This is a genomic window from Acidobacteriota bacterium (genome assembly GCA_016208495.1).
Classification (GTDB): Bacteria; Acidobacteriota; Blastocatellia; order Chloracidobacteriales; family Chloracidobacteriaceae; genus JACQXX01.
On sequence record JACQXX010000045.1, the window covers coordinates 44,417 to 60,053 of the forward strand.

General features: G+C 49.8%; 10 protein-coding genes. 5 read left to right on the forward strand and 5 right to left on the reverse strand.

All coding sequences use genetic code 11. The features are described 5' to 3' along the window. Positions 1-137 precede the first annotated feature (137 nt). The 4 genes from HY774_07705 to HY774_07720 all read left to right on the forward strand — a co-directional run bounded on the left by HY774_07705 (position 138) and on the right by HY774_07720 (position 4,255). Entirely contained in the window at positions 138-824 is a 687-nt protein-coding gene (locus HY774_07705; protein MBI4748360.1) for a UDP-2,3-diacylglucosamine diphosphatase, read from the forward strand. Positions 825-971: 147 nt separating this feature from the next. Continuing rightward, positions 972-2,195 (forward strand): DUF3419 family protein, encoded by a 1,224-nt coding sequence (locus HY774_07710; GenBank protein ID MBI4748361.1) that lies wholly within the window; start codon positions 972-974, stop codon positions 2,193-2,195. A 342-nt stretch (positions 2,196-2,537) separates the two neighbouring features. Then, on the forward strand, positions 2,538-3,176 hold the full coding sequence (locus HY774_07715) for a methyltransferase domain-containing protein (GenBank protein MBI4748362.1): 639 nt from the start codon (positions 2,538-2,540) through the stop codon (positions 3,174-3,176). 122 nt (positions 3,177-3,298) lie between these two features. Then, complete coding sequence (locus HY774_07720; protein ID MBI4748363.1) at positions 3,299-4,255, forward strand: aldose 1-epimerase; 957 nt, start codon at positions 3,299-3,301, stop codon at positions 4,253-4,255. A gap of 43 nt (positions 4,256-4,298) precedes the next feature. Here HY774_07720 and HY774_07725 read toward each other — a convergent pair whose 3' ends face one another. Both HY774_07725 and HY774_07730 read right to left on the reverse strand, forming a co-directional pair. Continuing rightward, positions 4,299-4,892 (reverse strand): Uma2 family endonuclease, encoded by a 594-nt coding sequence (locus HY774_07725; protein ID MBI4748364.1) that lies wholly within the window; start codon positions 4,890-4,892, stop codon positions 4,299-4,301. An 80-nt stretch (positions 4,893-4,972) separates the two neighbouring features. Further along, entirely contained in the window at positions 4,973-7,681 is a 2,709-nt protein-coding gene (locus HY774_07730) for a hypothetical protein (protein MBI4748365.1), read from the reverse strand. Between the two features lie 435 nt (positions 7,682-8,116). Between HY774_07730 and HY774_07735 the strand changes: the two genes are divergently transcribed. Continuing rightward, positions 8,117-11,551, forward strand: coding sequence for a SpoIIE family protein phosphatase (locus HY774_07735; GenBank protein ID MBI4748366.1), 3,435 nt, complete (start codon positions 8,117-8,119; stop codon positions 11,549-11,551). Positions 11,552-11,790: 239 nt separating this feature from the next. Here HY774_07735 and HY774_07740 read toward each other — a convergent pair whose 3' ends face one another. The 3 genes from HY774_07740 to HY774_07750 form a co-directional block, all read right to left on the reverse strand. Next, complete coding sequence (locus tag HY774_07740) at positions 11,791-12,171, reverse strand: diacylglycerol kinase (protein MBI4748367.1); 381 nt, start codon at positions 12,169-12,171, stop codon at positions 11,791-11,793. 444 nt (positions 12,172-12,615) lie between these two features. Further along, the gene (locus HY774_07745; GenBank protein ID MBI4748368.1) at positions 12,616-14,217 is read right to left on the reverse strand and encodes a tetratricopeptide repeat protein; all 1,602 of its coding nucleotides are present in this window, start codon (positions 14,215-14,217) and stop codon (positions 12,616-12,618) included. Beyond that, on the reverse strand, positions 14,204-15,601 hold the full coding sequence (locus HY774_07750) for a hypothetical protein (protein ID MBI4748369.1): 1,398 nt from the start codon (positions 15,599-15,601) through the stop codon (positions 14,204-14,206). Before HY774_07750 ends, HY774_07745 begins: the two co-directional genes overlap by 14 nt. Positions 15,602-15,637 lie beyond the last annotated feature (36 nt).

Sequence of the window (15,637 nt, forward strand, 5' to 3'; positions counted from 1 at the left end):
CCTGGATCAGTTCAATTTTTGAGTAACTCAAGGTTCATATTTTTCTAACACGCACGTAATTCGCCGCTTACCTGACCCTGATTTAGTTGCACGCACCAGCCTCCAACTCTGTTCCTTTTTCACTTCGACCTTTGCCAATGTCTGAATTTTGCACCCTGATTGTCTCAGACATCCATCTCGGCTCGCCGGTAAGCCGGGCTGAAGCGCTTTCGGCTTTGCTCAGGGAACATACTTTCAAGCGATTGATTTTGCTGGGAGATGTGTTTGAAAACCTGAAATTTGACCGATTGCACCCCGCGCACTGGGAACTGGTTCGCACCATTCAGGCATTGTCAAAGGCATCTTCTGAGGTTGAAGTGGTCTGGATCGAAGGCAATCACGATGAGGGCCTGTGCCGTCGAGGTATGGAATTGCTCGGTCAGCCGGTTCTGGAGGAATTTGCCTGGGAAGCTGGCGGGACGAAATTTGTGGCACTTCATGGGCATCAATTTGACTCCCTGGTGGCCGAACGCCCGTTACTGACCGAAGTTGGCAGCCATCTCAATCAGGCACTTCAAAAAATTGACCATCGCGATCTTCGTTTGAGCCGCTGGGCCAAGCGGATGTCGAAAAAACTCTCCGGACAATCTGCCAAAGTGGCTGAAAAGGCAACTGTTTACGGCCAGGAGCAGGGAGCTGACTACGTTTTTTGTGGTCACACCCACCTGGCGATGACGGCTCAGGCGGGTTCGGTCCGGTATGTCAACACCGGGTGCTGGACCGACATTCCATCTACCTTTGTCGGAATTACAAACCAGGACGTTCATCTGATTCCAGTTGAATGAAGAATGAAGAATTGAGAATGAAGAGCAAGTATTAAGTTTTTTAATGTCTATATTTAGAGCAAATAAGGCGATAGCTTCTTCATTCTTCATTCTTCATTCTTCATTCTTCATTCTTCATTCTGTTACCTTGTCGCTTCACGAAAACCTATGGTCTCACCATCTGCCAGTTTGCTCCGCAAAGCAGTTCATCAGCATTCACTGACCAGCCGTCAAGGTGTGCTTGAACGAATGTTTACTGCTTTTTTTGATGGGCTGGTCTACAACCAGATTTGGGAAGATCCGCTGGTTGATCTCGAAGCCCTGGAACTCACCTCTGACAGTCGAGTGCTGACGATTACTTCGGGTGGGTGCAATGTTCTCAATTATCTGGTTGCCCAACCGCGGTTGATTATCGGCGTGGACTTGAACCCTTATCACATGTATTTGACCCGGTTGAAGTTAACGGCGCTTGAATTCTTGCCCGACCACGAGGCGTTCTTTGAGTTTTTCGGATGTGCCAACCGATCTGAGAACGTCGCCCGGTACGATGCTTTTATAGCTCCAAACCTGGATGTCCATGCTCGTGAATATTGGGAAGGTCGCACAATCACCGGAAAACGTCGGGTCGAGGCATTTGGGACCCAATTTTATGACCATGCGCGAAACGGGTATTTCCTGCGGTTTGTAACCGGACTGGCGCATCTGCTTGGAAAACATCCTGAAAAGGTGTTAGAGGCCACATCGCTGGCTGAACAGGAACAGGTCTTTGCTACTGAAATCGCACCGTTTTTTGACAATGTGCTGGTTAAAGGATTGGCCAAACTGCCATTTCTGGTGTTTGGGCTGGGGATTCCGCCCCGACAGCTTGAAGCACTTCGCGAAGACGCCCAGGGAAATATCATCGAACTCTATCGGTCACGGGTGAAAAAGCTGACCTGTGGCTTTCCAATTGCGGAAAACTATTTTACCTGGCAGGCAATTGCCCGCCGCTACGATTGCGACCAGCGCCAGGCGATTCCGGATTATTTAAAAGCTGAGCACTATCCGGTCCTCAAAGACAACGTCAATCGAATCAAGACGGCAATCATTTCGGTTACGGAGCTTTTGAAACACCAGCCGGCGCAAAGCCTGGATCGGTTTGTGCTGCTTGATGCCCAGGAATGGATGAAGCCCGTCGAAATCGAAGCCCTCTGGGCCGAGATTGCCCGCGTTGGTCAGCCGGGTTCACGCATTATTTTTCGAACCGCTGCCCGGAAATCCACCATCGAAGGGGTTTTGTCGCCCGAGTTGCGAAAACGATTTGTGTATGAGTCTGAACGCTCACACGACTGGTTCCAGCGAGATCGGTCTTCAATTTATGGCGGATTTCACCTCTATCGGCTGGCCGAATGAAGCAAATTATGAAGTATGAATGACCTGAATTTTGCCTAAAATAGCGGTAATTTGCCAAAAGACCAGCGCCGACCAGGGCGGGACACGCCGCGTAACCAGGAAGCGGTCAAATCACTCAAGTGGAATCAGAATTCACCGAAATTGAGCCTTCGCGGTGACGAAACTGACATTCACCCTATTTTTTATGTCCTTTATGTCCTTTATGTCCTTTATTTCACCACATCTGAGACCAAACCTGAGCAAACAGTTACTATTTGGGGCAAAATTTGGGGAATTATGAGTGACGCCACGATATCGTCAATGTCGTCAAACTCTGACCAGATGGCTGAGCAGGGAGACCAGATGGACCGCATGTATCGCCATCAGAGGCACATTTATGATCTGTCGCGAAAATACTACCTGCTGGGCCGTGACCGATTGCTCGATACCCTGTCCATCCAGCCCGGTGAGCATATTCTTGAAATTGGCTGTGGGACCGCCCGTAACCTGATTACCCTGGCCAATCGCCATCCGAAAGCGCATCTGTTTGGGGTGGATATTTCCCAGGAGATGCTGGCCACCGCCCGGAGCAATATCATTCGGGCTGATGTTGATCACCAAATCGTCTTAAAGTACTCGGCTGCCGAAGCCTTTCACTTTCATCAGACCTTTTCACTCCTCACTCAATTTGACTCCATTTTTTTCTCCTACTCCCTGTCAATGATCCCCACTTGGCCGGAGGCACTCAAAACCGCTCTTCACAATTTGAAGCCTGGGGGAACACTTTTCATCATTGATTTTGGTGATTCTTTTGATTTACCGTCCTGGTTCCGCAAACTTCTTCACACATGGCTTGCCAGATTTGGTGTATATTTCCGGCCCGAAGTTTTAGAACATCTCCATTTACAACAGACACAAGGGCTTGGAACACTATCGGTCGAGTTCCTCTATCGCCGGTATGCCTATCTGGCCAGTTTCAAGAAGAGCGAAATAGTGAAGTAGCGAAGTAGCAAGTAGTGATTTACTGGTTAGTTTGTACTATTTTCCTAATTCAGTATTCGCTACTTCACTACTTCACTACTTCGCTACTTCACTAATTCGCTCAGGTGTGAAAGGAACAGGGTATGAGTCACGGGTATTCGGTCCGGTCCGAAATGCGTGAAGGGGTTGAAATTTTTGTCTTGGCCAATGATGGGAAAGCTGAAGCCGAGGTCGCCCCAGCACTGGGAAACAATTGTTTTGTCTTTCGAACCTCAGAGGTTGCACTGCTTGAGCCGGTTTCATTGGCTGATTTCCTTCAGAAACCAACCAGTTACGGTATTCCACTGTTGTTTCCGTATCCCAACCGGGTTTCCGAAGGCGTGCTTGAATTCCAGGGGAAACTGTATCCAGTGCAGCCCAATCGCCACGGATACGTTCGAGATAAAGCCTGGACCGTGGTGGACAGCGGCGCGACGGCTGACGGCGGCGCCTGGGTGACGTCAGCGTTGGATACCCACACGTACGCCGACCAGATCCTGACTCAATTTCCATTTCCATTTCGGATCGAAGTCACCTACCGGCTGCACGACCTGTCGTTGGTTTTAGAAACCACGGTGCACAATACCGGGAATGGCGAATTGCCATTTGGATTTGGCATCCACCCGTATTTTCGCCGTCCAGACCACGGAAAGCTCTTTATTCCGGCTCATCTACGCTGGGAACTCCGGGACAGCCTGCCAACCGGGAATGTACTCGAAGTTGATGGAATGTTTGATTTGCGAGACGGCCAGGAGACCAGCCAGATCGAACTCGACGATATTTACACTGATATGGTGGTGGATGAGTTGGGGCTGGTGCACTGTGTGTTGGAAGATACCCCGGCACGGTCGCTGGTGGTGGTGGAATCAGACGTCACGACGTTTCCGCATATTGTCGCCTACACAGCGCCGCTCCCCAGAAAAGCGATTTGTATTGAACCCTATACCTGTCCAACCGATGGGTTTAACCTGCAGGCGCGTGGCATTGACGCCAATCTGATTGTGCTCGAACCCGGCACAGAGCGAAAAATGGTGATCACCATTCGCCATGAAAATTTTTAAGTGAAAAGTTTAGAGTTCCGCCTTTAGGCGGTTAACTGCCGTTCTACCTTTCTTTCTTTGTCGGCTGTTTTTTCCGCCAGAGATCAAAGAAGAGGTTTTCGATAGTACAGGAAAAGCCGGGAAGCAGGGGGGATTTCAGTTCGTCCTGTGGAAAGAACGTGCCAGCGAGTTTGAGGGCGCCTTCTTCGCGGCGGTGGATTTCGACGTGGTGGCGCTGGCAATCCACAATCCAGTATTCGTGAACTCCGCGTCGGGAATAGAGTTTCAATTTCGTCTGCCGATCACGGCGTTCATTGAGCGTGCCGGGAGAGAGCACTTCGATGACCAGTTCTGGAGCTTCGTGGAGTTTCCGGTCTGATTCAAGCGAGGTCTGAAGCTGCTCATGGCTGATCCAGACGACGTCTGGAACGACATCATCGTCATCTGCAAAGAGAAGCTCAGGGGCAAAAACGACAGTGCCCGTTCCAGAGGTGTGAATCCAAAGATTCAGGTAATATGAAAGTTGTGTGCAGGTAAATTGGTGATCCCAGCCTGGTTGTTTTGACACATGAAGTTCTCCCTCAATGAGTTCATAGCGTTTTCCATCGTCTGGAAAACATTCAAGGTCCGCTGAAGTGAATTTGGCTAAGGTGGACATGTTTGAATCCTCCTGAAACCCACCCGTTCACGCAGGTGGTACTGATGACATAGCCCACCCGCTCACGCAGGTGGTACTCACTATTTTGCTTTCTTCACTTTAATCGTGGCACTGGCCGTTCCGCCGGCTGTTTCAACTGTGATTGTGGTTTTGCCACGTGGTGTTGTGGCTGGAATAACCGCCTGAATCTCGGTCTCGCTGCTGAAATTGATGGGGGCTGAAACCCCGCCGATACGAACCGCACCGTTGCGTAAATTTGAACCCAAAATGCGCACAACGGCACCCGCCTGAACCTTTGTCGGGGTGACGCCGGTAATGACTGGGACCGGTTCGGCTTCGATAGCAAAGCTGAGACTGGCCGTTCCACCGGCTGTTCGAACAATCAACTGAGTTGTTCCGACTGCAATTCCAGTCGGGACACTGGTTCGAATTTCAGTTCCTGAGTTAAAAGTTACTTCCGCCTGGGTTTCACCGAAAAAGACGGTGGCACCGTCAAAGTTGCTGCCCGTAATGACCAGCGGTGTGCCGATACGCGCCGAGCCAGGTGTGACGCTCCCGATTTTAGGGGCAGCCACGACGGTAAATGGTTGATTTGAAAGGATACTGTTGCCAGAACGTGAAATCAGTCGGATTGGACCGGTTGACGTATTTCCTGGGACAATCGCCGCAATTGCCGTGTCACTGTTCGTGGTAAATTCAGCCGATACGCCGTTAAATTCAACCTTCGCGATTTCAGAAAGACGAGTGCCGATGATGACCACTCGTTCTCCGACGGGACCGCTCAGAGGCGTAAAACTGGTAAAGGTAGGGAGGGTTTCGGTGGTAACCGTGAAAGAAGTGGTACTGACGGCAGTTCCTTCGGCATTCGTCACACTGATTGAACCATTGGTCGCCTGTGGCGGAACCGTAGCCAGAAGTTCCTGGCTGGAGCGAATTGAAAATTGAGCCACGACTGTTCCAAAACGAACTGATGTGGCGCTGGAAAAATTGGTTCCACGGACGACAACCGCCGTTCCCACCGGGCCACTGGTCGGGTCAAAGCTGAGAATCGTTGGAAGATTTGGATTGGCCACCACAAAATCTTCAGTGGTTGTGGCCGTTCCCAGCAGGGTTTCCACCGAGATTGGTGCGGTGACTGCTCCTTCGGGGACAATGGCCGAAATGGTACCGGAGGAAGTTACCTGAAATGAAGTGCGAAGGGTGCCAAACCGGACTTCGCGGACGTTGACAAACGACGAGCCCGAAATGGTGACCGTAGAGGTGACAGGCCCGCTTTTCGGAGAAAAACTCAAAATCGAAGGCGGTAGAATGGGAATGAAAAATGAATTCTGGCTGCTGCCCGTGCCTTCCGGGGTGGTGACTGAAATTGGCCCCGTGACGGCACCCGCCGGAACTGTGGTTTTGATTGACGTGGCGGTGACGTCTGAAAATGTTGCTTCAACGGTCCCAAATCTGACGGAGGTGGCGCCGGTAAAGTTAAATCCGGTAATGACGACAGCGGTTCCTGCCTGGCCAGTGGTGGGAGAAAAGCTATCAATCACCGGCACGGTTGTTTGAAGCGGATAAATAAATGTGGTTCCGGCAATGTCATCTGACCGAACTGACGAACCGCGCCCATCCCCGTGCGCCCGAAAATACATCGTGGCGTCCGACAACACAAAATCAGGTTCTGGGGACTTTTGTGAAGAATGCCCCAGCCCGATGCTATGGCCGATTTCATGGGTCATGACTTCGCCCAGATTGGCGGCAACTCCCAGGAAACATTCGAAGTTATTGTTAAAGACCACATCACCTTCAAGGGTGCGCTGAAAGACCTGTCCGTTGATGGTGCGGGTTTCGCTTGAGGCCAGCGAGATGCCGCCAATGGCCAAAATTCCGCGACAATCAACTGGATCGTCAATTTCGTTGCGGCAATCATCAAAGGAAACCGCCGTCACGCCATCAGCGACAAAGCCACAGGCAGTTGTGGTTCCAATGTTGTCCAGGGTAATTGAGGCTGAGGAAATGTCACTCCAGGCGGATAACGATTGAGCAAAAATGGATTGGGCCCCGCTGTTTGGCGCATCTTGCAAGTTGACTCGATACGGCACCGGCGTATTTTGATCTGGTTCAAACCAGCGGAAGCCACGTCCAAGCAGGCTAAATTTGGGCTGAACAAAGACTTTTGTGGGCGATGGCTGATATTCAGATGGCATTGACCGGAGCGAGATCCCGGCAAAACGTTTTTCGAACATTGCGACCCGATCAGCTTGCGAATGGAGCGTGGCTCGGATTTTCTCAAGATATAACCCAAGCTCCATTGAATTGGTGATCTCTCCGGTTTGGAGCGTCTGGGTGGCTGGCGATTCAAGGTGTGTTTGATCAATCTCCCGCTTGACGAATTTCCGCCCGCTGGCTGGGTCAGTCACAATCGAGAATTTTCCCATAAAAAAATGGGCAATGCGGAGTGCGCCATCTGGTGCTGGGTTGAGGTAGAGCAGAACTTCTTCTGATGGTGAGAATTCCGGAGATAAGAAAACCACTTGAGCCGTCGGCCCGACTTCGCCACCCAGTTGACGAATGACCAGTTCGCGGGATGAAAGGCTTCCTTTTAAGAACTCGTCCACCCGGATCGTGACATAGGTGTAAATCCGCTCGTGGCCAGCATCCCAGTTTGATTCACGGGCAATGACCTGGCCACGAACAATCAACCGGGAACTGACGATCAAATCATCATCAGGTAAAAGAATGGCGGTCGTAGCCGTGACCGTGTCGCTGCAACCACAATAAATCAGCCCAATGACAAGCATCAGAAATCGAAAAGAGCATAAGAGAATTGAATTTTTCAATAGGTTACTGTGCATATTGAATTTGAATAGAAACTTTTAATTTGAATTGAATGTGAACGGTGGTTTGATTGAGTTCAAAAAATGTACCACGGGTGAAAGTTCAATTCACATTCACTTACCTGACATGGTTGATTATGGCGTTTCAGTGAAGAGAATTGCCTCGTTTTTCCAGTCTGCATTTATCAAATGGATGAGTTGTTGGTAGAATAGCCGCACATTTTTGGCAAACCCAAGTCCTGACCCAGATCCCCTTGTTGTTGGTTTACCTCAACTTCAGTTTTTCCAAGTTCGTGATTCAGCAGCCTCGACTCTTGTCCAGGCCGTTGGAATACACCCCGTTGTCTGCCCATGATCAGCAAGTTCTGGATTGGATGGTCCATTTTCCTATTGAGCCTGATGGGATGCGGTCGTGTCTTTGCACAACAGGAACTGAGTGAGTTTCAGCATGTCTCTCGGGATCAAGGACTTTCACAGGGCACGGTCATGTGTCTGTTACAGGATCGGGAAGGGTATTTGTGGTTTGGGACCCAGGATGGACTCAATCGCTATGACGGGTATGAATTCAAAGTTTATTACTATGACCAGCAAAACCCGGCGAGTTTGAGTTCAAATTTTATCATGTCGCTGTGTGAAGACCCGTCCGGTGCGCTGTGGGTCGGTACAAACGGTGATGGGTTGAACCGGCTGGATCGTCGGACCGGAAAGTTTGACCACTTCTTTGCCGATCCGAAAAACCCGAACAGTTTGAGCGATAACCAGATTTCAGCGCTCCTGGTTGACCACCGTGGAAAACTCTGGGTCGGTACATTGGGTGGCGGGCTGAACTGTTTTGATCCGGTGACAGGGCACTTTTCACGGTTTGTGCATGACGAGGCTGACCCCTATAGCCTGAGTTCAAACCGGGTGTCCTCGATTTGTGAATCACCCGCCGGCGTGTTGTGGATTGGCACGCTGGGCGGAGGGCTCAACCGCTTCGACGTGGCCAAAGAAACATTTACCGTCTATCGCCACCAGCCAGTTTCTGCAAACCCGGAACCCGGAACCCGGAACCCGGAACCCTTGCTCGGAAGTGATCGGGTCATGGTGGTTGTGGTGGATCGGGCCGGAATGCTCTGGATCGGTACTGAAGACAGCGGGCTTGACCGCCTTGATCCACGGACCAATCAAATCACTCATTTTCGAAATGACCCTCAATCACCAACCAGTCTGGGTGGCAATGATGTGCGGACCATCTTTGAAGATCGCGAAGGTGTACTCTGGGTTGGCACGCGGGGTGGTGGTTTGAGCCGGTTTGATCGGGGAAGTGGAAAGTTCATCCAGTATCGCAATGACCCGCTCCAACCAGGGAGCCTGAGCAGCAACTCCGTGCTCTCGCTCACCCAGGATCGAGCGGGTGTGCTCTGGGTTGGAACTGGAGATGGCGGCGCCAATCGGCTGGATCGGTCCAAACATTTTCCTGGATTTCGGGAAAACCCAGGCCAGCCAACAAGTCTTCGCGGAAAAAGTGTACAGGCGTTTGCCGCGGATCCAACCGGGGCCGTTTGGGTTGGAACCGATGGCGGAGGCGTGAACCGACTGGACTCGATTGAAACGGGGGTGTTCAGTCATTTCCAAAATGACCCTCAAAATCCATCCAGTTTGGGCAGTAACCGGGTGACGTCGCTGGCGCGTGATACCGCTGGCACGTTCTGGGTGGCGACATTGGGGAGCGGGCTCAACTGGCTGGATCCACGGACTGGGAAGTGCAAACGATTTCAGCATCAACCCGAAGATCCGACCAGTGTCAGCAATAACCGCATCTGGTCGGTGCTGGTGGATCGTCAGGGGCAGGTTTGGGTTGGTACAGAGAGTGGTCTGGATCGGTTGGATCGGACAACGGGTAAATTTACTCGCTTTCAGGAAAAAGCGGCTGAAACCGGGCGCCCGGTTGAAGACAACATCAATGTTTTATATGAAGATCGGGCGGGTGTGTTGTGGATTGGAACCTATGGAAACGGCCTGCTCCGGCTGGATCCAACCACAAAGGAATTTACCCGCTATCTGTCAGCCGCCTGGAATGCGACCAGTCTGGGGAGCAATACGATCTTTACCATTTATGAAAGCACGGCTGGAGCATTGTGGGTTGGCACCAATGGCGGCGGGCTAAGTTGTCTGGATCGAACGACGGGGACCTTTACCAGTTACACGATTCGTGACGGCCTTCCAAGCAATTCAGTGATGAGTATGCTTGAGGATGAAGCTGGAAATCTCTGGCTTGGGACAACTCTGGGACTTTGTCGTTTCCATCCCGCCAGCCGATCCTGTCGAAACTACGATAGCCGCGATGGACTGCAAAGCAATGAATTTACGCAAAATGCAGCCTTGAAAACCAGTCGGGGTGAGATGCTCTTTGGCGGAATCAACGGGTTTAACTGGTTTCACCCGGAAAAAATCGAAGATCGTCAGTTTATCCCTTCGCTGTCACTGACCAGTTTTCTTATCTATGGCCGTGAACTTGAAGGTTTTAACGGCACAAATCTTCCCTCGCTCAATTACACCCAAAATTTTATCACCTTTAAATTTGCCTTCTTAAATGACACAGTGCCAGAGAAAGATCGCTATCAGTACAAACTTGAAGGATTTGACCGGGATTGGGTCTTCGCCGGTTCACAGCGGTATGCGAGTTACACTGATTTGAAACCTGGCACCTACGTTTTTCGAGTCAAGGGGGCAAACTCCGATGGGGTCTGGGATCAGCAGGGGATTGCACTCCGCTTTGAAGTGATTCCGCCACCGTGGAAAACCTGGTGGGCCTATTCACTCTATGTCATCGGAATTGTTGGTGGTTCGTGGCTGGGCGTTCAATTACGCCTGCGGTCGTTGAAACGGCGGGCAATCATTTTAGAGCAATCTGTCATTGAGCGAACCCAGGAGGTTGTTCAGCAGAAAAATGAACTCTCGCACCAGAACGAACAAATTATCCGCCAACGGGATGAAATCGAGCGCAAAAGCGCCGAACTGGAGCGCCGTTCCCGAGAGATTCAGGAAAAAAACAGCCAGATTATTGACAGTATTTTGTATGCCGAGCGAATCCAACAGGCCATTCTGGCCTACCGGAAGCGCATCGGTCAGTCGCTGAATGAGTACTTCATTTTGTTTCGACCCAAGGACATTGTTTCAGGCGACTTTTACTGGTTTCACTATGTTGACGGTATCAGCATCATTGCCGTGGTGGACTGTACCGGGCACGGTGTTCCGGGCGCCTTTATGTCAATGATCGGCAATAGTTTATTGAGTCAAATCGTGATCGAAAACCAGGTTCACGACCCAGCCCTGATTTTGGAGTTGATGCACGTCGGCATTCGCAAAGCACTGAAACAGGATGCTGACGACGCTGAATCGCAGGACGGGATGGATGTCGCCGTGTGTCGGATTGATCCGCTCCAGCAAACAATCATTTTTGCTGGTGCGAAACGCCCGCTGTATTACATCAACGGTGGCGGAGAATTGATCGAAGTCAAAGGTGACCGGAAATCAGTCGGCGGCAAACAAAAGGAAACCGAGCGGAAATTCACCAATCAAACCATTTCAATCCAAAAGGAAGTCACCATGTATCTGGCTTCGGATGGGTTTAGCGATCAGGCAGGAGAAAACGCACCGAAATTTGGCACCCGGCGATTTAAAGAACTCCTGCAGTCAACTTCCGGGTATAGCCTCGAAGTGCAATACCACGCACTCATTGAAGAACTTGAAGCCCATCAAGGCGCTGAACCCCAGCGTGATGACATCACCGTGGTCGGGGTGCGCATCCAGACCGAACGGAACTATTCTCCGGAAGGGTATTTGATGTAATACCAGTCAGTAGTCAGTAGTCAGTAGTCAGTAGTCAGTAGTTCACTAAATTTATTTGATTGAATTACTTAACTGTTTTCTGGTGTGAGTGCTTGACTGCGAAATGATATAAGTTTGGGGCTGAAGACGTTGGGTTGACGAACTGGTTTTATTTCATCCCTCATCCTTCATCCCTCATCCCTTCAATTGCCCCGAGCTTGCGAGTCTTCATCCCTTAGCCCCAGGCCCTCAGCCCGGTTTTAGGGCTTGGCAATTCCCCAGATGTGAAGGCTTTCAAGCACTAAAATCGTAGCCCAAACGACAATGCTGATTCCGGCGGCAGCAGCAGCAATATCTTTGATGATGCGAATTTTTTCATCTTCGCGGTGTTCGACAAAATCGCAAAGGACTTCAATCGAACTGTTAAACAGCTCGGCAATGAGCATCAGCCCGGTAGCGAGTAAAATAATGGAGAGATCTACCCATTGGCGGAAGAAAAAAGCAACGATCAGGACCGGAAGTGAAAGCACCACTTTATAAGCAACACTAAAATCAGTCAGAACCGCGACATGGAGTCCAGCCAGAGCAACTTTGATTTTTCGAAGTGGATGATACCCAGGCGTGCGAAATTTGGAAGGCATTGTTTTTAACGGTATAGCAGTTTGGAGTCAGTGATTGGTAATGCGAATGAAGGATTGAAGAATAGAGCAGTTTTGAACCCGTGAAGCGGGTGGAAGGCTCCTTTCACGTGTCGGTTTTTGGTTTTGCACCGCGAAGCGTTGCAGTTCGGATAGCCGGTCGGTTGGCCGCTTTGGGCCTACCACCGGACACCAAGGCCACCCCTTGTTGCTCCCCCGCTTCGCCCGCGCCCCACAGGGCGCGGGCAGGCAGCGCGGAGGGAGAATAACCCGACTTTTCCCGGTGGTAGCTCCCAAAACCTCGCAACCGACCGGCTATCCGAACGGCAGCCTTTCAGGATGCTCAATCCAATGCACGCATTGTCTCGTCCCACTAGAACACAAACAAAAACCTACACATGAAAGGCGAAAGACTTGCAAGTTTAAACCCCAAACTTTGCTGTAGTGCTAAGCAATTTTGTTTTGGTAGAGTCCGGTTAACTCGGTTATACAGAGTTTAGTTGCTGGATGATCAGCGCCAAGTGCGTTTTCCAGAATTGGTTTTGCCTGCTCAAGCAAGACCTGAGCTTCAGCAAATCGTTCCTGTTTTTGATAGAGGTTTGCCAGGTCGTGCAAACTAATAGCGACATCCAGGTGTTCCTGACCTAAGCGTCTTTCCCGAATCGCAACTGCTTTTTTAAAGAGATCTTCTGCCTCTGCAAATCGGTTTTGTCTGACAAAGAGTCGAGCTAACTCAATCATGGCATCAGCCGTAGCTGGATGTTCTGGTTCTAAAAGTCTTTCTCGAATGGCAAGGGCTTTTTTAAAGAGAGGTTCTGCTTCGAGGTACCGGCCCAGTTTTCGGTAGAGGTTTGCTAAATCGTTGAAAAGAAAGGCGAGACTGAGGGTTTCACCTTCCCAGATTTTTTCACCAATAAGCAATGCACGTTTGAAGATAACCTCTGCCTCAGCAAGGTTTCCCAACTCGGTTTGCACCCTGGCGAGTTCATTCAATTTAGTAATAAACGTTGGGTGTTCAACACCTTCTAGTCGCTCTCTTTGTTCTAACGCCTGTTCAAAAAAGTACTTTGCCTCTGAAAAGTTGTCTTGACGATAAAAATAGGTTCCCAGCTTTTCAAGAATTGGAACAAAGATGGGGTTTTCTAAAGGTAGATTTTCCTTGGCAAGCTGAAGAGCTTTTTGAAGTAGGTCTGTTGCTTGTTGATATTGGTTAAGCACCCCATAATTTTCAGCTTGTTTGATCAAAAGGTCTAAATAATCTTCGTGGTCTTCTTCTGTCTTAGCGAAGCGAGAGAGTCTTGCAATCTCACCTAATTGTGGAAGAAATGTTGTGAGATGCTGAGCTAATTGAGTAGCCTCATTAAAAAGCTTTGTTTCATGAAGTGTTAAAATGGCATGCCTTGCCAATTGATGAAAAACCTCAACTGAATTCTGTCCGTGTAGTACTGCCAATTCAAAACGATGAGCTAGACCCGTTGAGATGTAACGGGCATCATCAACACTAAATATTGAAATGTCTTTAAATCCAAAAGAGTGCCGCACTGTGTCGAATGAAGTATCAGGTTTAAGGATGATTTCTGTAAGCCCTAACTTGATGAGAAACCAGGAATTGATGTCAGGAAGGCCCCGAATAAAGATGTCTGCCGTTGAAGGAGCCATCCACCAGATTTGACAGATGTTTGGAACGACCAGGTTTTCACGGTTGATGTTCAGAATCCGAAGGGATTCGACGAGCGGCGTATCTTCAGGAAATGCGGTTTCAAAGCCTGAGATGGAAACAACACCCTTCGCAAGTTCTTTCAGATGTGCGAATAAGAAATCAACAATCTCAGTTGCTGGTTGATTTCGCGGAAGTTTGACTTCATGGAACGCGATCTCAAGATCCTCAAAGCTTTTATGGAGATTTGAAACAACTTCCTGTCTGGCAAATTCAGATGTGAACTCAACCCGAGCCAGTCCCCTGGGTGCCCGCCGCCCCCAGAGCAACAGGCGTGCGGTAACCTCTTTGATTGAACCAGGTTCCAGAGATGGAGAGCTATTCGGTTCCACCAGGCGCTACTCCTTGAGCATTGGGGGCAATTTTTCCTTGTTTCCGCAAAATATCAACCACGAGTGGATGGACGCCAAGCCATCGTTCCCCATTAAATTCGAGTACTGCACGAGCCCGAAAGAGTGATGTCAGAACTGGATCCGCAATTTCAGCCGCTTCATCCCGGTTGTAGATTTTAAGCAACCGCTCAGCTTGTTGGGCGTAAGTGACAGGGTTTTCAGTTTTATCTGGTTGATGTTGACCAAGGCGGCGCTCGTATTCTGACCTGAGCGATATAATGGAGTCGGTTACTTGATCCTGGCCAATTTTCAATTTCGAAGACAGCAGACTGTTATCCGCAGCGGAATTCACCAGCGTGAACAGATCCCGGAGATTCCCGCCTGAAGCCGTGATGAGTCGCATCATTTGGCCAGGTTCAAACAAATCAGCCACTAAGCGTGCCTCCAAAATTGCCTGGAGCGATTTTCTACCAGCCATGTTTGGTGTGTGGTTTTTATGAAAAACCGGAATGTCAGGAATTAACAGGCAGGGAAAGGAAAACTGCCCGGTTTTGGCATATCCAAAATCAATCGGAATGGTAAAGATACAATGTGCATCCAGTTCTCTGAGCACAGTGCTATAAGTCAGGAATAGATTTTCAATTTTTTCCGGTGGAATGATGCCAATCCGGTCAAACCCTTCCCAAACAAAGAGCCATTCTTTCCCAGTCGCTTTTTTGAGAATTTCATTGCATTCCGCCAGAAGCCGGTTGGCCGCTTTGACCAGGGCTGAAATCTGGTTGAGCCGGTACTGAACAGTTTCGGTCGTGCGAGACGAAGCATATTTCATCTCACCTTTTAAACTTCCAAACAGCCCAAGCGCTTTTGCCCAGAGCGAATCAGATGAAAGTCCAGCCCCTGCTTCAGCCTGGGCACCAACTTCGGTCTTTTTTTCGTCTGTAATCTTAACTGCTGAAAACCATTCGAGAATTTCACGGAGGCGATGGTCTGATGGGGGACTTCCTGCGCCACCCTTATCAACTGATTGAGCGGTGCGTTCAGCGACCTCCATCAGCATCAGGAGGAGCACATCAAAAGGCTGAAAACTGGTTGGATCCAGGTCAAGTGTGGCGTTGAGCGTAATTGTCTTGAATGAATTTTTGATTTCCTGAGACAGCTTTGAAAGCTCAGTTGATTTTCCAACCCCTTGATGGCCCATCAAAAATGCTTTAAACGGAGCACTTCCAAAAGCACGACGCAATTGAAGAGATAAATGTTGTAACCGGTACCCGCCTCTGATTTCATTGAGTTCAGCCCGATAGTAGTCATTTAACTCCTGCTCCGTCCGTAGCGGCTCTGGAGAAAGCATCTTGTACACGTCTTCAAGCGTGGTTACTTGAGGCATATTCGTGGTTTCCTAATCAAGATTCGAAAGAAGAGC